Origin of the sequence: Bradyrhizobium sp. 31Argb (genome assembly GCF_043638955.1) — a bacterium.
Taxonomy (GTDB): Bacteria; Pseudomonadota; Alphaproteobacteria; order Rhizobiales; family Xanthobacteraceae; genus Bradyrhizobium.
The window spans coordinates 1-18,504 of the sequence record NZ_JBEGDB010000152.1; the positions used below are offsets into that span (position 1 = coordinate 1).

Below are 18,504 nucleotides of genomic sequence, written 5' to 3' on the forward strand. Positions count from 1 at the left end.
CAAGGCTTCCTCCTAAAAGAAAGCCTTGAATCACGTTCAATCTGATTTGAGAATCCCAAGAGTCCACACGGCCTAGGCCGTGCACTTATAAACTTGGTGGCGTGACGCATCGACACAAGAAGTGTAGATCTGAGCTGCAGAAGGACGCCGCCGAGAAGTATCGGGAGGAGGTGTATGCCAAATGGAAAGCCAGGAGATCACCCGTACACGGACATTGTCACACATGGCCGAGACGTCTACTCGTCCCGTGCCGCGGGCCTAGTCCGCGAAATCGCCAAGCTCTCTGACGATAAGGCACGACGCAAGCTCGCTGACCTTCTCTTCTCTGAGTACAACGAGTTCAGTCGCCCTGACGTCAACAAGCTTGAGACTGTGCTCACCGAGATGCGTAACAAGGCTCTCCAAGACGCACGCGAACGCGGTCTGTAGAGAATGATTAGTCACTCGCCTAGCCCAAGGTTCTTGAGCGAGAGACCATGATGAATCGGATCGCGTCACTGCGCGCCACTCTCACAAGATAGTCCGAAACGACTCGACGCAAAGCGCAAGCTCAGCACGCTTTGATTGCTTGCGGGAGCACGAGAACGTTCGAGTTGCTACACGACGACAACACGCTCGCGCACGCTCCCTCATCACGTTCCCGTCAGATGTGGCTGGGTTCACATCGACGCTTGCCATCGAAAACTAGTCTTTGCGCGCCGACCGCAATCTTGCGGCTGTCAAATCTCAACGCGTATGGATTGGAGATGTGACGATGGCAAGTTCGGAGCAGGATCGGCTCGCGAAGACAGCCTGGATCGGCCGCGTAGCGATCATCATTGGTGCTCTGTTCTTATCCAGGCTGTTTCTCGTCGCGTTGTACGCCGCCTCGATGTCGCCAGGTACGGCACTCGGCGATTTCGCGACGATGACTGTGTTCCCATAAATTTGGAGATTAGAGACCATCGCCGCGCGCAGCGGCCCGGAACATTCTCTCGCCGAAAATGTTGTGATGCAGCATTGGGAGTGCGATGACATGGCGAAAGACTATCCAGGGGAACAACAGGCGGCGGAACAGCATCCGGAACCGCGCGAGCAGAAGCAAGAGACGCGCACGCCGGCTTCGCTGCCGGAACCCGCTCCGCCGCTCTTGAATGAAGGGCTGGAGCGCGTGCGCGAGAGTCACTGCTGAGTGAACACGAGCTACGCTTGAAATGAAAATGGCCGGGTCTGAGCCCGGCCATTTTGCTTTCCGTTCGATGAAGCGCCCTACTCGCTCTTGTCGATGTTCCAGAAGATCGGCGTCGCCGGGCCGTCGAGCACGCCGGTGAGCGATTTGCGCCAGCCAGCCGGGACAAGATACTGGCCGAGCGGAACGTACATCACCTGGTCATAGGCCTCCTTCTGGATCTCGGCGGCGATCTTCTTCTGCTCGTCCAGCGAGGCGGAACGGGCAAACTTGTCGCGCAGCTCTTCGATCTTGGCATCCTCGGCCCAGCCGAACCAACCGCCGTTCTTGCCGCGGCCGGTAATGGAAGCGTTGACGATGGGATTGGCAACGTCGGCCGCGACCCAGTTGGTGAAGAACATGTTCCAACCGCCCTCCTTCGGCGGCTTCTGGCTGGCGCGGCGGGTCACCACCGTCTGCCAATCGGTGGCCTGCAGATCGACCTTGAAGCCGGCATCGCGCAGCAATTGCGCAGCGACGATCGGTTGAGCCTTCAGCGTGGTCACGTCGCCGGGCGCCATAACCACGACGGGCGTACCGTCATAGCCGGACTCGGCGAGCGCCTTCTTGGCTTCGGCCATGCCGTTGCCCTTCACCAGGGTCTCAGCACCGACTTCGGTCTCAAGTGGGGTTCCGCAACCAAAGAAGGCGCCGCAGACCTTCTGGTACTTTGCATTGCCGACCAACGCATCAAGCACGTCTTTCTGGTTCATCGCCAGGAACGCGGCGCGACGGACTTTCACATTATCGAATGGCGGATAAAGGAAGTTCATGCGTCCCAGCGTCTGAAAGCCAAACTTGTTCAAGACCTCGATCTTGAGATCCTTGTTGGGCTCCAGCACGGGAAGCATGTCGAAGGGCAGGTTCTCCATAAAGTCGATGTCGCCGGACTGCAGCGCGTTCACCGCGGTCTGCGCGTCAGGCATGGTGATCCATTCGACGCGATCGACCTTCACCACCTTGCCGCCGGAGGTCCAGCTCGGCGCCTCCTTGCGCGGCACATAGTCCTTGAACTTCTCATAGACCGCCTTCACGCCCGGCTGGAATTCGGCCTGCACGAACCTGAATGGGCCGGAACCGATCTGCTCGGGGATCGCCTTGTCCGGCGGTGTCTCGGCGAGACGCTTCGGCATCATGAACGGCACGCGTGACGACGGCTTGCCGATCGCATCCAGCACCAGGCCGTAGGGCTCCTTCAGCTTCAGCGTGATGGTCTTGGCGTCGGTCGCGGTGAGGCTGGCGGTGAAGTCCATCAGCTTCTGGCCCATGCCGTCGACCTTGCCCCAGCGCTGCAGCGAGGCGACGCAATCTTCCGCCGTCACCGGCGTGCCGTCATGCCACTTCAATCCGTCGCGCAGCGTGAAAGTGTAAGTGAGCTTGTCGTCGGAGACCTTCCAGTCCGCCATCTGCGGCTGGATCTTGAAATTGGAGTCGGTCGCGAGCAGCGTGTCATAGACCATGTAGCCGTGATCGCGGGTGATGTAGGCCGTGGTCATGATCGGATCGATCACGCGCAAATCCGAATGCATCACCGCGGTGATGGTCTTGCCGGCCGCGAGCGCCTGCGCGCTCAGCGCCACCGAGAGCGCAACGATAGATAACGCTGACGTCAGCGCTCTGCGCTTCCAACTGGACGTTTGGAACATTCATGTCTCTCCTGACGTGAAACTGATCAATGCCGGCTTATTCGTTGTGCAATCGGTCCGTTATTTGTGCGGACTAACATGCTGCAAGACCTGCAGATTCAAGACTTGCACCAAGCGTGTATTGCGTCAATCCGGTTTTGGTCGAGATCGGATGTACACAAACGAATGATGCGGCTCGCTGCGTTTGACGCTACAACTTCGAAAGGCCGATTTCGATAATCGCGATCTGACTGCATTACGCACCTGCAGCAACGAAGAGAGAGACCTCATGAATCCAGCTAATCTTCCCTTTGATTCCGAAGTGATGCTGCAGGGCCTGCGTAGCTGGGTGGAGTGCGAGAGTCCGACCTGGGACGCGGCGGCCGTCGAGCGCATGCTCGACCTTGCGGCGCGCGAGATGGCGATCATGGGTGCGACGATCGAGCGCATCGCCGGCCGCCAAGGCTTTGCAGGCTGCGTGCGCGCGCGCTTTCCCCATCCGAAGTTCGGCGAACCCGGCATCCTGATCGCGGGTCATCTCGACACGGTGCACCCGGTCGGCACCATCGAGAAGCTGAAGTGGCGGCGCGAAGGCAATAAATGCTTCGGGCCCGGCATCTTCGACATGAAGGACGGCAATTATCTAACTTTGGAAGCAATCCGGCAATTGATCCGCGCCTCGTTCACGACGCCCTTGCCGATCACCGTGCTGTTCACGCCGGACGAGGAAGTCGGCACGCCGTCGACGCGCGACATCATCGAGGCGGAAGCCGCGCGCAATAAATATGTGTTGGTGCCGGAGCCGGGCACCGCCGACAATGGCGTCGTCACCGGCCGCTATGCGATCGCGCGCTTCAACCTGGAGGCAACGGGACGGCCGAGCCACGCTGGCGCCACACTTTCCTCGGGCCGTTCCGCGATCCGCGAGTTCGCACGGCAGATCCTCGCGATCGACGGCATGACCACGGAGGATTGCACCTTCTCGGTCGGCATCGTCCATGGCGGCCAATGGGTCAATTGTGTCGCCACCACCTGCACCGGCGAAGCGCTCAGCATGGCCAAGCGCCAGGCCGATCTCGACCGCGGCGTCGAGCGGATGTTGGCGCTGTCGGGCACATCGAATGATGTCACCTTCACGGTGACGCGCGGCGTCACCCGCCCGGTCTGGGAGCCGGATGCCGGCACCATGGCGCTTTACGAAAAGGCCCGCGCGCTTGCGGAAGGGATGGGCTTGAGGCTGCCCCATGGCAGCAAGGCGGCGGCTCCGACGGCAATTTCACCGGAGCGATGGGCGTGCCGACGCTCGACGGCCTCGGCGTGCGCGGTGCCGATGCACACACGCTCAATGAACATATCGAGGTCGACAGCCTTGCCGAGCGCGGCCGGCTGATGGCAGGGTTATTGGCGACCTTGCAGTGACACGTAGCCCGGGTGAAGCGAAAGCGTAACCCGGGGAAGCAAAGACCCGGATTGCGCTGCGCTCCATCCGGGCTACGCTACCTCCAAGCTGTGACGGGTCATTCCGGGGGCATCCCGGAATGACGGGGGTTTGAAGACGCATCGGCGCCCGATGGCACGGGAATTGCTGAAATGCTACGCTGGTGACGGAACTCAGGTTAACGGCCGACGTCACTCCAAATGACCCTAATCTGACGGATTGACATTGCTGGGATATCTGCTTCGCCGAATCCTTGCCGCTGTTCCCGTGATGGGCGTGGTGGCGCTGTTCGTGTTCCTCTTGCTGCGGCTGACGCCGGGCGATCCTGCGGCGATCCTCGCCGGCGACAACGCAACGCCCGAGCAGCTCGAGCGCATCCGCACCTCGCTCGGATTGAACGAGCCGATCTATGTCCAGTTCGCGACCTGGATCGGAAAACTCCTGCACGGCGATCTCGGCGTATCCCTGATCTCGAACGTGCCGGTGCTGAAGATGATCAGCCAGCGCATCGAGCCCTCGATCTCGATCGCGCTCTCCACCATCGTGCTTTCGATCGTGGTGGCGGTGCCGCTCGGCGTGATCGCGGCCTGGCGGCACGGCACCTGGATCGATCGCTTCGTGATGGGACTGTCCGTGCTCGGCTTCTCCGTGCCGGTGTTCGTGATCGGCTACGTGCTGATCCAGATCTTCGCGATCGACCTGCGCTGGGTGCCGGTGCAGGGCTTCAAGAGCATTGCCGCAGGTTTCGGTCCGTTCTTCCAGCGCATCATCCTGCCGACCTGTGCTTTGTCCTTCATCTATGTCGCGCTGATCGCACGCATGACGCGCGCCTCAATGCTTGATGTGATGGGTGAGGATTACATCCGCACCGCGCGCGCCAAGGGCATCGGCGAGATGGGCGTGCTGCTGCGGCATGGGCTACGCAACGCGGCAGTGCCTGTCATCACCGTGATCGGCAGCGGCTTTGCGCTCCTGATCTCCGGCGTCGTCGTCACCGAGAGTGTGTTCAATCTGCCCGGCATCGGCCGCCTCACCGTCGATGCGGTGCTGGCGCGCGACTATCCGGTGATCCAGGCCATGATCCTGTTGACGTCAGGCATCTATGTCGCCGTCAACCTGCTGATCGACCTCGCCTATACCCTGCTTGATCCAAGGATCCGCTACTGATGGCGATCGATACCCTCCCCGAGCCGTCGCTCCCGATCACGACGCCGCTGCGGCCACGCTTCGGATTCCTGACCTCGACGCCGATCATGACGGTGGCGACGATCTGCCTGTCGCTGATCATCCTGATCGCGATCTTCGCGCCGTGGCTTGCGCCGCATGACCCGGTGCAGCTCGCGCCGGCGCTGCGGCTGAAGCCGCCCAGCGCCGAATTCCCGCTCGGCACCGACGCCTTTGGCCGCGACCTGTTGTCACGGATCATCTATGGCGGCCGGATCTCGCTTCTGATCGGCCTCGGCGCCGCCGTGTTCTCGATCAGCATCGGGCTCGTGATCGGTCTCGTCGCCGGCTTCTTCAAATGGGTCGACGCGGTGATGATGCGGATCATGGACGGCCTGATGGCGATCCCGAGCATCCTGCTCGCGATTGCCGTGGTCTCGCTGTCGGGCGCAAGCATCTGGACCGTGCTGGTGGCGATCACCATTCCCGAGGTGCCGCGGGTGGCGCGACTGGTGCGCTCCGTGGTGCTCACCGCGCGCGAGGAGCCCTATGTGGAAGCCGCGATCTCGCTCGGCTCCAGCCTGCCGAAGATCATGTGGCGGCACCTGATGCCGAACACGATCGCGCCCCTGATCGTGCAGGGCACCTATGTCTGCGCGTCCGCCGTGCTCACCGAAGCGATCCTGTCGTTCCTTGGCGCCGGCATCTCGCCGGAGACGCCGACCTGGGGCAACATCATGGCCGAGGGCCGCGCGTATTTTCAGATCAAGCCGTCCCTGATCTTCTGGCCGGGCCTGTTGCTGTCGATCGCGATCCTCTCCGTCAACCTGATCGGCGACGCCTCGCGCGATGCGCTCGATCCGCGCATGAAACAGCGGGGGAGCGGGAAGTGACGGCTTCAAAGCATTTGAAGCCGTCATTCCGGGGCGCGCGAAGCACGAGCCCGGAATCCATCAGGCCACGAGCGCAAGCGGAGAAATGGATTCCGGGCTCACCCGCTTCGCGGTCGCCCCGGAATGACGAGAGAGTGAGTGCATGACCAACACCGTCCTCGACATCGACAATCTCGTCGTCGCCCTCGGCAAGAAGCCGGGCGCGAGCCGCATCATCGATGGCATCTCGCTGCAGGTCCGCGAGCGCGAGACGCTGTGCCTGGTCGGCGAAAGCGGCTCCGGCAAATCGGTGACGTCGCTCACGGTGATGGGCCTGTTGCAGAAGGGCTCGCTGATCCCGACCGGCGGCAGCGTCAAGCTGGTGGGCGAGGAATTGCTCAGCGCGAGCGACCGGCGCTTGCGGCAATTGCGCGCCACAAGGATGGCGATGATCTTCCAGGAGCCGATGACGGCGCTCAATCCGGTGGTGCCGGTCGGCCGCCAGATCGACGAAGTGCTGCGCGTGCACACCGATCTCGACGCCCGCACGCGGCGGCAGAAGATCCTGGCGATGATGGAGCAGGTGCGGCTGCCGGATGTGGAGCGCATCTTCGCTTCCTATCCGCACCGGCTCTCCGGCGGACAGCGCCAGCGCATCATGATCGCGATGGCGCTGGTGCTGGAGCCAAAGCTTCTGATCGCGGACGAGCCGACCACTGCGCTCGACGTCACCACGCAGAAGCAGATCCTCACGCTGATCCGCGACCTGCAGCGCGACCATGGCACCGCGGTGCTGTTCATCACCCACGACATGGGCGTGGTCGCGGAAATCGCCGACCGCGTCGCGGTAATGCGTCACGGCCGGCTGGTCGAGAGCGGGCCGCTGGACGGCATCCTGCGCAATCCGTCGATGGAATATACCCGCAACCTGCTCGCCTCGGTGCCGAGCCTGGTGCCGCGGTCACCGCGCGAGGAGACCAGGGAGCCGGTGGTGCTGGAGGCCAACGAGCTCTGCAAGGTCTATCGCGAGCGCTCCCTCCTCGGCAAAATCCGCGAGGTCGCGGCCGCCAGGGATGTCACGCTGACGCTGCGCAAGGGCCGCACGCTCGGCATCGTCGGCGAAAGCGGCTCGGGCAAATCGACGGTGGCGCGTTGCATCGTGCGCCTGATCGACCCGACTTCCGGTGGCGTGCGGCTGGTCGGCCGCGAAATCTCCGAACTGTCGCGGCGGCTGCTGCAGCCGCACCGCAAGAAGATCCAGATCATCTTCCAGGATCCCTATCGCTCGCTCAACCCGCGCGTCACCGTCGGCGAGTCGATCGCGGAAGGCCCGATCAACTACGGCATGCCGCACAAGGAGGCACTCAACAAAGCGCGCGAACTGCTCGAACTGGTGCACCTGCCGGCGGACGCGATCTCGCGCTATCCGCACCAGTTCTCCGGCGGTCAGCGCCAGCGCATTGCGATTGCGCGCGCGCTCGCGCTCGACCCTGAGGTGCTGGTGGCGGATGAGGCGGTGTCCGCGCTCGACGTCTCCGTACAGGCGCAGGTGCTGGATCTCCTGGATGAAATCCAGAAGCGGCTCGGCATTGCGCTGCTGTTCATCACCCATGATTTGCGCGTTGCGGCGCAAATCTGCGACGACGTCGTTGTGATGCAGCATGGCCGCGTCGTCGAACAGGGGCCGGCGGCGGAAGTGCTTACTCACCCGAAAGAGGCCTATACCAAGGCGCTACTTGATGCCGCACCCGGCCGCGGCTGGGATTTTGCCAATTTTCGGCCCGTGGCCGAGGCCGCGGAATAGTCCCGCCCGTCATTGCGAGCGAAGCGAAGCAATCCATGCCGCCACTTGCGGGGACATGGATTGCTTCGTCGCTGCGCTCCTCGCAATGACGGCCTGGGCGCATGAGCCAATTCCCAACGCCCATGCGGCATGCAAATCCGGAATGCTTCGCCGCTTGCGCTGGCCGCAGCGACACGCTTAACGTCGCCCTTCACGAACCCAGAGACCTTGATCAATGACCCGCATCGCCGTCGGCGGCTTCCTGCACGAGACCAATACCTTTGCGCCGACCAAGGCGACCTATGATGATTTCGTGCATGGCGGCGGCTGGCCATCGATGGCGCATGGCGCCGACGTGCTGAAGGTGATGCGCAAGATCAATGTCGGGCTTGCCGGCTTCGTCGAGGCGGCCGAAGCCAATGGCTGGGAATTGATTCCGACGATCTCGTGCGGCGCAAGCCCGTCGGCGCATGTGACCGAAGATGCGTTCGAGCGCATCGTCAAGGAGATGGTCGACGGCATCGCCAATGCAGGTCCGCTCGACGCCGTCTATCTCGACCTGCACGGCGCGATGGTGACCGAGCACCTGGACGACGGTGAAGGCGAGATCCTGGCGCGCGTGCGCAAGGTGATCGGCAACGACCTGCCGCTGATCGCGAGCCTCGATCTGCACGCCAATGTCACGCCTGAAATGGTCGAGCATGCCGATGCGCTGATCGCCTACCGCACCTACCCTCACGTCGACATGGCCGACACCGGCCGCGCGTCCGCAAGACATCTCGCACTGCTGCTGAAGACCAGGCAGCGTTTCGCCAAGGCATTCCGGCAATTGCCGTTCCTGATCCCGATCAGTTGGCAATGCACCAACGACCAGCCGACCAGGGGCATCTACGAGAAGCTCGCTGCGATGGAGAGCGATGCGGTACCGACCCTGTCCTTTGCGCCGGGCTTTCCCGCGGCCGATTTTGAACATTGCGGGCCGAGCGTGTTCGCTTATGGCACGACACAGGCCGACGCCGATGCCGCCACCGACAAGCTTGTCGCATTGATCGCCGGTCATGAGGACGATTTCGACGGCCGCATCTATTCGCCCGACGACGGCGTGCGCCATGCGATGGCGTTGGCGAAGGCCGCGACCAGGCCGGTCATCATCGCCGACACCCAGGACAATCCCGGCGCCGGCGGCGACTCCGACACCACGGGCATGCTGCGGGCGCTGGTGCGCAACAATGCCACCCGCGCCGCAACCGGCGTGATCTACGATCCCCAGTCGGCAAAGGCCGCGCATGCCGCGGGCGTCGGCGCCACGGTAACGCTCGCGCTCGGCGGCAAGTCGGGCATTCCGGACGACGCGCCCTACAAGGAAACCTTTGTCGTCGAGCAGCTCTCGGATGGAAAGTTCGTGGCGCCCGGCCCCTATTACGGCGGCCGCGACATGGATATGGGACCATCGGCGTGCCTGCGCATCGGCGATGTCAGGGTGGTCGTCAGCTCGCACAAGGCGCAGCTCGCGGACCAGTCGATGTACCGCTATGTCGGCATCGAGCCGACCGAACAGGCGATCCTCGTCAACAAGAGCTCAGTGCATTTCCGCGCCGATTTCGAGCCGATCGCCGAGAAGCTCTTGATCTGCGCTGCCCCCGGCGCGATGCCGGCCGACACCGCGTCGCTGCCGTGGACCAAATTGCGGGCAGGGATCCGCATCAAGCCGAACGGCCCCGCCTTCGCGCCTGTCAACACATCACGTTCAACCGGATAAGGACCAAATGCCCACCATCGAACGCATCGAAGGCTTTGCCGACGAACTCACGGCGATCCGTCGGGATTTCCATGCCCATCCCGAGATCGGCTTCGAGGAGGTCCGCACCTCCGGCATCGTCGCCGAGAAGCTCGCGAGCTGGGGCATCGAGGTGCATCGGGGCCTCGGCGGCACCGGTGTGGTCGGCGTGCTCAAGGGCAAGGGCAACGGCGACAAGCGCATCGGCCTGCGTGCCGACATGGACGCGCTGCCGATGGAGGAAAACACCAACCTGAAATGGCGCTCGACCATTCCCGGCCGCTTCCATGGCTGCGGCCATGACGGCCACACCACCATGCTGCTCGGCAGTGCGCGCTATCTCGCCGAAACCCGCAACTTCGACGGCACCGTGCATTTCATCTTCCAGCCGGCCGAGGAAGGCCTTGGCGGCGCCCGCGCCATGATCAAGGACGGGCTGTTCGAAAAGTTCCCCTGCGACGAGATCTATGGCCTGCACAACGCGCCCGATCTGGACCACGGCGAGATCGCGGTCCTGCCGGGGCCGGCAATGGCCGGCGCGGATTTCTTCGACATCACCATCCAGGGCTACGGCGCGCATGGCGCGATGCCGGAGCGCTCCAAGGATGCCGTCGTGATCGCGATGACACTCGGCCAGGCGCTGCAGACCATCGTCAGCCGCAACGTCGATCCGCTGCAGGCGGCGGTACTGTCGATCACGCAAATCCACTCGGGCTCGGCCTACAACGTCATTCCCGGCGACGCGAAGCTGTGCGGCACCGTGCGCGCCTTCTCCGACGAGGTGCGCGCACTGATCCGCGAACGCATGCGCACGATCTGCGCCGGCATTGCCGCGACATTCCAGGTCGAGATCACCGTCGACATCCGCGACGGTTTCAGCGTGCTCGTCAACCAGGAAGAACAGTCGCGGGTGGTCGAGCAGGTCGCGCGCACCGTGGTCGATCCATCGAAGGTCATCACCCGCTCGCAGCCGAAGATGGGCAGCGAGGACTTTGCCGACATGATGATGGCGGTGCCCGGCGCCTATTTCTGGGTCGGCCATGACGGCTCGGTGCCGGTGCACAATCCCGGCTATGTCCTCGACGACAAGATTCTACCTGTTGGCGCCAGCATGTTCGCACGCATCATCGAGACTCGTTTGCCGGTAGGTGCCCATGCATAAACCAGCCCCCGAAGACGCCGTCACCTCGCTGCACGATCTTTCCGCGATCGACCTGATCGCGGGCTACCGCGCCAAGCAGTTCTCACCGCTTGAGGTGCTGGACGAGGTGATCGCGCATGTCGCGCAGTGGGAACCGCACATCAAGGCGCTCTATCTGTACGACCCGGAGGGCGCGCGCGCAGTGGCCAAGGCCTCGACCGACCGCTGGCAGGCTGGCGAGCCGATGGGTACGCTCGACGGCGTGCCTGTCACGATCAAGGACAATGTCGCCACCAAGGGCCAGCCGGTGCCGCTGGGCGCGGCCAGCGTCAAGCACGTGCCGGCCGAGAAAGACGCTCCGCCCGCCGCGCGCTTGCGCGAGGCGGGCGCGGTGATCTTCGCCAAGACCACGATGCCGGATTACGGCATGCTGTCCTCGGGACTCTCCTCGTTCCATCCCCTCACCCGCAATCCCTGGGACCTCAGCAAGAATCCAGGCGGCTCGAGCGCGGGCGCAGGTGCGGCCGCTGCAGCCGGCTACGGCCCACTGCATCTCGGCACCGACATCGGCGGCTCGGTGCGGCTGCCGGCGTGCTGGTGCGGCCTGGTTGCGCTGAAGCCGAGCCTCGGGCGCATCCCGATCGATCCGCCCTATCTCGGCCGCGTCGCTGGGCCCATGACCCGCATCGTCGATGACGCCGTGCTGATGATGAGCGTGCTGTCGCGACCGGACCGCCGCGACGGCATGAGCCTGCCGGCGCATGAGATCAACTGGAAGACGCTGGAGAAGTCGCCGCGCAAGATGCGCCTCGGCCTGATGCTCGATCTCGACGTCGGCCAGGCGCTCGAGAAGGAAGTGCGCGACGTCGTGGTGAAGGCGGCGAAAACCTTCGAATCCGCCGGCGCCGTCGTCACCGAGGTCGACGGCTTCTTCACGCGGCAAATGCTCGAGGGTCTCGACAATTTCTGGCGCGCGCGGATGTGGGACGATCTGTCGAAACTATCAGCGGAAGAGCGCGCAAAGGTGCTGCCCTATATCTACAAATGGGGCGAGGCCGGCGCGAAACTGTCGGGCGTGGACGTGATCCGCGGCTTCAACCAGACCATGGCGATCCGCGCTGCCGCAGCCAAACTGTTCTGCGATTTCGACTACATCATCTCGCCGGTCTCGCCGGTGGTGAACTTCGCGGCCGAACTTGCCGCACCGCTCAACGATCCCGACAAGCCGTTCGAGCACATCTGCTATACCGTGCCGTGGAATATGTCGGAGAACCCGGCGCTGTCGATCAACGGCGGCTACGACAAGAATGGCTTTCCGATCGGCGTGCAGATCATCGGCCGCCGCTTCGACGACATCGGCGTGCTCGGCATGGGCAAGGCCTTCGAGGCCCTGCGCGGCCCGCAACGGCCCTGGCCGCAGCCGCCGGCGAAATAATCCGCACACTCCATCATGGCCGGGCTTGTCCCGGCCATCCACGTCTATACGCTTGCGATGAAGCAAGAACGTGGATGCCCGGGTCAAGCCCGGGCATGACGATGGCTTTTGCCGCGACCCAACAATATAGAGAGGAAGGAAACAACCATGGCGTATGAGACGATCAAATACGAGGTCGCCGAGCAAATCCTCACGATCACGCTGAACCGCCCGGACAAGCTCAACGCCTTCAATGCGACGATGCAGCAGGAACTGATCGACGCCTTCGATGCCGCCGACAAGGACGACGGCATCCGCGCCATCATCGTCACCGGCGAGGGCCGCGCCTTCTGCGCCGGCGCCGACCTTTCCTCGGGCGCCAACACCTTCGATCGCGACGCGCGGCGCGGACCGGTGAAGCGGCTGGCGAGCGGCGCGGTCGACTATAGCGATCCCAATGTGCGCGACGGCGGCGGCCAGGTGACGCTGCGCATCTTCAAGAACCTCAAGCCGGTGATCGCCGCGGTGAACGGGCCTGCGGTCGGGATCGGCGTCACGATGCAGCTCGCGATGGATATCCGCATCGCGAGCGAGGCCGCGCGCTTCGGCTTCGTGTTCTCCCAGCGCGGCATCGTGCCCGAGGCGGCCTCGAGCTGGTTCCTGCCGCGCATCGTCGGCATCTCACAAGCGCTGGAGTGGTGCTACACCGGCCGCGTCTTCCCGGCGCAGGAGGCGCTTGCGGGCCGTCTCGTCAGCAAGGTGGTGCCGCCGGAAGAGCTGTTGCCGACCGCCCGCGCGCTGGCAAAGGAGATCGCCGCCAAGACCGCACCGGTCTCGGTGGCACTGATCCGCCAGATGATGTGGCGCATGCTTGGCGCCGACGATCCGATAGAAGCGCACAAGGTCGACAGCCGCGGCATCTACGCCCGCGGCCGTTCGGACGACGTCAAGGAAGGCGTCGTCTCGTTCCTGGAGAAACGCCCCGCGCAGTTCAAGAACAAGGTCTCGTCCGACATGCCCGACTATTTCCCGTGGTGGCAGGAGCGCGAATATAAGTGAGCACGCCTGCGACGACGCCGGCACAGGACGGCGTCGTCCTCCTGCACGGCATCAGCCGGACAGCCCGTTCGTTCCGCAAGATGGAAAGCGCGATCGCGCGTTCCGGATATGCGACGCTCAATCTCGATTACGCCAGCCGCCGCAAGGCGCTCGAGGCATTGGCCGCAGACATTCATCCCGATATCAAAACTTTCGCTAGCCGTCTCAGTGGCCAGATGCACGTCGTCTGCCACTCCATGGGTGGGCTGCTGACGCGCGTCTATCTCGCCAAACATCGGCCGCCAAATCTCGGTCGCGTGGTGATGCTGGGCACGCCCAATGGCGGCAGCGAGATTGCGGACCGCTTGAAGAACGTCGTGCTCTACCGCGCATTCTTCGGCCCCGCCGGACAGCAGCTCGGCACGCTGCGCGATGCCGCGACCATGGCGCTGTTGCCGCCGATCGAGTATCCGGTCGGCATCATCGCCGGGAAGCGCTCGATCTACCCGGTCGCCTCGGCCTTCCTGCCCCGTCCGCATGACGGACGTGTGTCGGTCGCGAACACGAAGCTCGACGGCATGACCGATCATATTGTCGTACGCACGTCGCATCCGTGGCTGGTGCGCAGTGACGAGGCGATCGCGCAGACGATCACGTTCCTGCGGGAAGGAAAGTTCACAGCGAATTCCTAAAGTGGGCAGCGATAACGTGCCACCTCGCTTTTTGATCCATGCCGATCGCGCATGGAGGCGAGCAGCACTTCCACTGCACTGCAAATCCGCAACGCGATATCGTCTGTGCGAACCTCGTCACTGAATCGGTGCCGATGCGACTTTGCCTGCGGATGCTTATCCTGGCACCCCTCGTCCTGGGCGGCTGTGCCGAACGGGAAGCCGAATGGGCGCGACGCGGCAGGGAAAGCCTGATCGGACTTAGTCAATCAAATATCCGGATGTGCGCGGGGCTGCCGACTGGAACCGCCAAGGACGGCACCGGCCAAATCTGGATGTATGAGCACGCCGCCAGCGCGCCCGGCGGAATCGCGCCGCCGGCCCTCACGATCCCGCCCGGGCTGAACATCGGCGGACAACCTCTGACCGGATATTGCCGTGTGCAACTCCGCTTCGTCGGCGGCAAGGTCGCGGAGGTGCAATATGCGGGGAATACCGACATCGGCGAGGCGCGAGACGCCGTCTGCGGCCAGATCGTGCGGGCGTGTCTCGGCTACGCGCAGGCGGGCAAGTGAGGCCAGTACCCGTCATCACCCGCGAAGGCGGGTGATCCAGTATTCCAGAGGCGGTTGAGATTCACCGAGAGATCGCGGCGTACTGGATGCCCCGCCTTCGCGGGGCATGACAGAGAAGAATCACCCCATCATCAACGCCACGCGGCCGATCGCCTTGCGTTCCAGCAACAGGCGCATCGCTTTCGCTACATCCTCCAATGGCAGACGGTGCGAGATGTTCGGGCGCACCTTGCCGGCTTCCGCCCATTCGGTCAGCGCCTTGATGCGCACCTCGCCCAGCGCCGGATTGCGGCGCACGGCTTCGCCGGCACGGATGCCGAGCACGCTGGCGCCCTTGATCATCAACAGATTGGTGCGGGCAAGTCCGATGCCGCCGGTGAAGCCGATGACGAGCAGCCGCGCGCCCCAGTTGATGCAGCGCATCGAGTTCTCGAACACCTCGCCGCCGACCGGATCGAACACGACGTCGGCGCCGTTGCCATCCGTGATGCGTTTCACTGCATCGCGGAACGGCTCGCGCTCGTAGAGCACAAGATGGTCCGCTCCCCTCGCCTTCGCGATCGCAAGCTTCTCTTCGCTGGATGCGGCCGCGATCACGACGGCGCCGAGCAGCTTGCCGATCTCGACCGCGGCGAGGCCGACGCCGCCGCCGGCGCCATGCACCAGCAGCACCTCGCCGTGCCTGAGCTGGCCACGGTCGATCAGCGCGTGATAGGCCGTGCCATGCGCGGCGAGGAAGGTCGCTCCTTCAGCATAATCGAACGTCGACGGCATCCGCGTGAGCTGCGACGGCGCAGCCACCGCCTCGTCGCTGAAGGCGCCATGGCGCATCTTCACGATGACCTTGTCGCCAACCCTGACGTGACCTGCGTCATTCACCTCGACCACGTCGCCGGCGGCCTCCATGCCCGGCGTGAACGGCAATGGCGGCTTGAGCTGATACTCGCCCGCCGCCATCAGCACGTCGGGAAAGTTGATGCCCGCGGCGCGGATCGCGACGCGCACCTCGCCCGGCTTCAATGGTGCGGACGAAAATGTTTCCAGCCGCAAGCGCTCGGGCGGGCCGAGCTCGCGGCAGACGACGGCTCTCGGCATCAGGCTGCCCGCTCCTTCTTGCGCTCCAACGCCTCGCGGATCAGCGGCAAGCGGTCGTTGCCGAAATACATATCGGTCTTGTCGATGAAGATGGTCGGCGAGCCGAAGCCGCCGCGCGCCATCACTTCGTCAGTGTTGGCCTTGAGCTGGTCCTTGATCGCCTGCTCACTGACGCCGGCGAAGAATTTTGCCGGATCGATGCCGACCTTGTTGCAGATCTCGGTCAGCACCGCATCCTGCGAAATGTCCTTGTCGTCGCCCCAATAGGCCTCGAACACCGCGCGCGCGAATGGCAGCATCTTGTCGTTGCCGAGCCAGATGCAGCCGCGCATCGCCTTGACGCTGTTCACGGGAAATACAGTCGGCGGCATCTTGATCGCAAGGCCAGCCGAGCGTGCCCAGTCGGAGAGGTCCTTCTTCATGTAGCGCGCCTTCAGCGGCACCGGCGTTTCACGCGAGGCATAGACGCTCGGATTGACGGTGTTGAAGATGCCGCCGACCAGGATCGGCCGCCAGGAAATCTCGGTGCCGAACTCCTTTGCCAGCGGCTGGATGTTGTGGAAGGCGAGATAGGTCCAGGGGCTGGAGCAGTCGAAGAAGAATTCGATCATGATGGCGTTTCCTGTTGTGATATCGCTTGTGTCCATTTTCGTCATTCCGGGATGCGCCGCAAGGCGCAGGCCCGGAATCCATTGATCCGCATACACCAACGGCGAAATGGATTCCGGGCTCGCGACTTCGTCGCGCCCCGGAACGACGGGTAGTTACTGCTTCCCCAACATCTCCTTGGCGCGCTGGCCGAACATGTTCTTGCGCGCGTCCTCGTCGAACGGTTCCTTGACGAACTTGCCGATCGCGAGCCCCGCCTGCACCTGCGGCCGGGCGCGCACCAGGGCGTACCAGCGCTTGATGTTCGGGTAGTCGTCGAGCGTAAAACCCTGCGCCTTGTGGGTCATGGTCCAGGGAAAGCAGGCGATGTCGGCGATCGAATAGTCGCCGGCGATGTAGGCGCCGGTCTTGCCGAGCTCACGGTCGAGCACGCCATAGAGCCGCGCCGCCTCGTCGCGGTAGCGCTCGATCGCATAGGGGATCTTTTCGGCGGCGTAGAGCGCGAAATGGCCGTGCTGGCCGAGCATCGGCCCGAGCCCGCCCATCTGCCACATCACCCACTGGATGACCCCCGAGCGGCCGCGCATATCCGTGGGCAGGAAGCGGCCGGTCTTCTCCGCCAGGTAGATCAGGATCGCGCCGGTCTCGAACACCGAGAACGGCTCACCGCCGTCGGCGGGCGCATGGTCGACGATCGCCGGAATCCGGTTGTTCGGGCTGATCGCCAGAAATTCCGGGCGAAACTGCTCGCCGGCGCGGATATTGACGGGGATGACCTGATAGGGAAGCCCGAGTTCCTCCAGCATGATCGAGATCTTCCAGCCGTTCGGCGTCGGCGCGTAGTGGAGGTCGATCATGGTTTCCCCAAAGGTCCCGTCATAAAGACGTTTGTTGTTCTGTACCTCGATCATAAGACATGGCAGACAGGCGCTCAATCCGAACCGAGGGAGGCCAGACATGCTGTTTCCGACCACGATCGCAGGCTCCTTGCCGAAACCGGAATGGCTGGCCGAACCCAACACGCTGTGGGCGCCCTGGAAGGCGCAAGGCGACGAGCTTGTGCGCGCCAAGCGCGACGCCACCCTGCTGGCGCTCAAGCTGCAGGAAGATGCCGGGATCGATCTCGTCACCGAGGGCGAGCAGGCGCGCCAGCATTTCGTTCACGGCTTCCTGGAAAAGGTCGAGGGTATCGATTTCGCCCACAAGGTTGAGATGGGCATCCGCAAGGACCGCTATAAGGCCATGGTGCCGCAGGTGGTCGCGCCGCTGCAGCTCAAGGGCCGTGTCCATGCCGATGAAGCCCGCGTCGCCCGCACCCACACGACGCGCAAGCTCAAATTCACCCTGCCTGGCCCGATGACCATCATCGACACCATCGCCGACAAATATTACGGCGACCGGGTCAAGATGGCCTTCGCCTTTGCCGAGCTCCTGAATGAAGAGGCGAAGGCGCTGCAAGCCGACGGCGTCGACATGATCCAGTTCGACGAGCCCGCCTTCAACGTCTACATGGACGAAGTCCGCGACTGGGGCATCAAGGCGCTGGAGCGCGCCGCAGAGGGGCTGACCTGCGAGACCGCTGTGCACATCTGCTACGGCTACGGCATCAAGGCCAACACCGACTGGAAGCAGACGCTGGGCAGCGAGTGGCGGCAATATGAGGAGACCTTTCCTGTGATCGACAAGAGCGCGATCCAGCAGGTCGCGATCGAATGCCGCAACTCCAAAGTGCCGATCGAGCTGCTCGCGCTGCTGCCGGGCAAGATCGTCCAGGCCGGCGTGATCGATGTCGGGAGCGACGTGGTCGAGACCGCGGAAGACGTGGTTGAGGTGATCGAGGCGGTCGCGAAGTTCGTGCCGAAGAGCAACATCGTCGCCACCACTAATTGCGGCATGGCGCCGATGCGGCGCGACATCGCGGAAGCCAAGCTGATGGCGCTCGGCGCAGGCGCTAAGCTGGCGCGGCAGCGGCTCGGCTGACGCCGGTCGCATTGAGCTCCGTAGCCCGGGTGAAGCGCACAGGCTGGGCAAGAATTTCGCGGATTTCGGGAAGTTGAGGTACGATTCGCGGATGGTGAATCGTCTTTACAAGACC

General features: G+C 63.7%; 16 protein-coding genes and 1 pseudogene. 13 read left to right on the top strand and 4 right to left on the bottom strand.

The annotated features are described in order from the left end of the window. Positions 1-754: 754 nt before the first annotated feature. Together AAFX91_RS25575 and AAFX91_RS25580 are read left to right on the top strand one after the other, a co-directional pair. A complete protein-coding gene (locus tag AAFX91_RS25575) occupies positions 755-925 on the top strand; it encodes a hypothetical protein (protein WP_165421271.1) in 171 nt (56 codons plus the stop codon). 90 nt (positions 926-1,015) lie between these two features. Further along, complete coding sequence (locus tag AAFX91_RS25580; protein ID WP_165421270.1) at positions 1,016-1,171, top strand: hypothetical protein; 156 nt, start codon at positions 1,016-1,018, stop codon at positions 1,169-1,171. 77 nt (positions 1,172-1,248) lie between these two features. Here the strand turns inward: AAFX91_RS25580 and AAFX91_RS25585 are convergent, their stop codons facing one another. Next, positions 1,249-2,853: an ABC transporter substrate-binding protein gene (locus AAFX91_RS25585; RefSeq protein ID WP_394568489.1), complete on the bottom strand. Its 1,605-nt coding sequence runs from the start codon at positions 2,851-2,853 to the stop codon at positions 1,249-1,251. 268 nt (positions 2,854-3,121) lie between these two features. Between AAFX91_RS25585 and AAFX91_RS25590 the strand changes: the two are divergent. The 10 genes and pseudogenes from AAFX91_RS25590 (at position 3,122) to AAFX91_RS25635 (ending at position 14,705) form a co-directional block, all read left to right on the top strand. Continuing rightward, positions 3,122-4,251, top strand: a pseudogene (locus tag AAFX91_RS25590) (M20/M25/M40 family metallo-hydrolase). Between the two features lie 244 nt (positions 4,252-4,495). Next, on the top strand, positions 4,496-5,437 hold the full coding sequence (locus AAFX91_RS25595) for an ABC transporter permease (protein WP_394568491.1): 942 nt from the start codon (positions 4,496-4,498) through the stop codon (positions 5,435-5,437). Beyond that, a complete protein-coding gene (locus AAFX91_RS25600) occupies positions 5,437-6,327 on the top strand; it encodes an ABC transporter permease (protein ID WP_394568493.1) in 891 nt (296 codons plus the stop codon). The genes AAFX91_RS25595 and AAFX91_RS25600 overlap by 1 nt, the downstream gene beginning before the upstream one ends. A 142-nt stretch (positions 6,328-6,469) precedes the next feature. After that, on the top strand, positions 6,470-8,110 hold the full coding sequence (locus AAFX91_RS25605) for an ABC transporter ATP-binding protein (RefSeq protein WP_394568495.1): 1,641 nt from the start codon (positions 6,470-6,472) through the stop codon (positions 8,108-8,110). 214 nt (positions 8,111-8,324) lie between these two features. Further along, positions 8,325-9,848 carry a M81 family metallopeptidase gene (locus tag AAFX91_RS25610; RefSeq protein WP_130580772.1) on the top strand — a complete coding sequence of 508 codons (1,524 nt, stop codon included), beginning with the start codon at positions 8,325-8,327 and terminating at the stop codon, positions 9,846-9,848. Positions 9,849-9,855: 7 nt separating this feature from the next. Beyond that, complete coding sequence (locus AAFX91_RS25615) at positions 9,856-11,028, top strand: M20 aminoacylase family protein (RefSeq protein WP_130580771.1); 1,173 nt, start codon at positions 9,856-9,858, stop codon at positions 11,026-11,028. Beyond that, entirely contained in the window at positions 11,021-12,442 is a 1,422-nt protein-coding gene (locus tag AAFX91_RS25620) for an amidase (RefSeq protein WP_130580770.1), read from the top strand. Before AAFX91_RS25615 ends, AAFX91_RS25620 begins: the two co-directional genes overlap by 8 nt. A gap of 147 nt (positions 12,443-12,589) precedes the next feature. After that, the gene (locus AAFX91_RS25625) at positions 12,590-13,480 is read left to right on the top strand and encodes a crotonase/enoyl-CoA hydratase family protein (protein ID WP_394568498.1); all 891 of its coding nucleotides are present in this window, start codon (positions 12,590-12,592) and stop codon (positions 13,478-13,480) included. Further along, positions 13,477-14,151 (top strand): triacylglycerol lipase, encoded by a 675-nt coding sequence (locus AAFX91_RS25630; protein WP_130580768.1) that lies wholly within the window; start codon positions 13,477-13,479, stop codon positions 14,149-14,151. The genes AAFX91_RS25625 and AAFX91_RS25630 overlap by 4 nt, the downstream gene beginning before the upstream one ends. A 38-nt stretch (positions 14,152-14,189) precedes the next feature. Continuing rightward, a complete protein-coding gene (locus AAFX91_RS25635; protein ID WP_394568500.1) occupies positions 14,190-14,705 on the top strand; it encodes a hypothetical protein in 516 nt (171 codons plus the stop codon). Between the two features lie 120 nt (positions 14,706-14,825). Here AAFX91_RS25635 and AAFX91_RS25640 read toward each other — a convergent pair whose 3' ends face one another. The 3 genes from AAFX91_RS25640 to AAFX91_RS25650 all read right to left on the bottom strand — a co-directional run bounded on the left by AAFX91_RS25640 (position 14,826) and on the right by AAFX91_RS25650 (position 17,266). After that, positions 14,826-15,800 carry an NADPH:quinone oxidoreductase family protein gene (locus tag AAFX91_RS25640; RefSeq protein ID WP_394568502.1) on the bottom strand — a complete coding sequence of 325 codons (975 nt, stop codon included), beginning with the start codon at positions 15,798-15,800 and terminating at the stop codon, positions 14,826-14,828. Next, positions 15,800-16,411 (bottom strand): 2-hydroxychromene-2-carboxylate isomerase, encoded by a 612-nt coding sequence (locus tag AAFX91_RS25645; protein WP_282527269.1) that lies wholly within the window; start codon positions 16,409-16,411, stop codon positions 15,800-15,802. The genes AAFX91_RS25640 and AAFX91_RS25645 overlap by 1 nt, the downstream gene beginning before the upstream one ends. Positions 16,412-16,564: 153 nt before the next feature. Further along, the gene (locus tag AAFX91_RS25650; RefSeq protein WP_394568504.1) at positions 16,565-17,266 is read right to left on the bottom strand and encodes a glutathione S-transferase N-terminal domain-containing protein; all 702 of its coding nucleotides are present in this window, start codon (positions 17,264-17,266) and stop codon (positions 16,565-16,567) included. Positions 17,267-17,366: 100 nt separating this feature from the next. Between AAFX91_RS25650 and AAFX91_RS25655 the strand changes: the two genes are divergently transcribed. Further along, positions 17,367-18,389 (top strand): methionine synthase, encoded by a 1,023-nt coding sequence (locus AAFX91_RS25655; RefSeq protein WP_394568506.1) that lies wholly within the window; start codon positions 17,367-17,369, stop codon positions 18,387-18,389. The last annotated feature ends 115 nt before the right edge of the window (positions 18,390-18,504 follow it).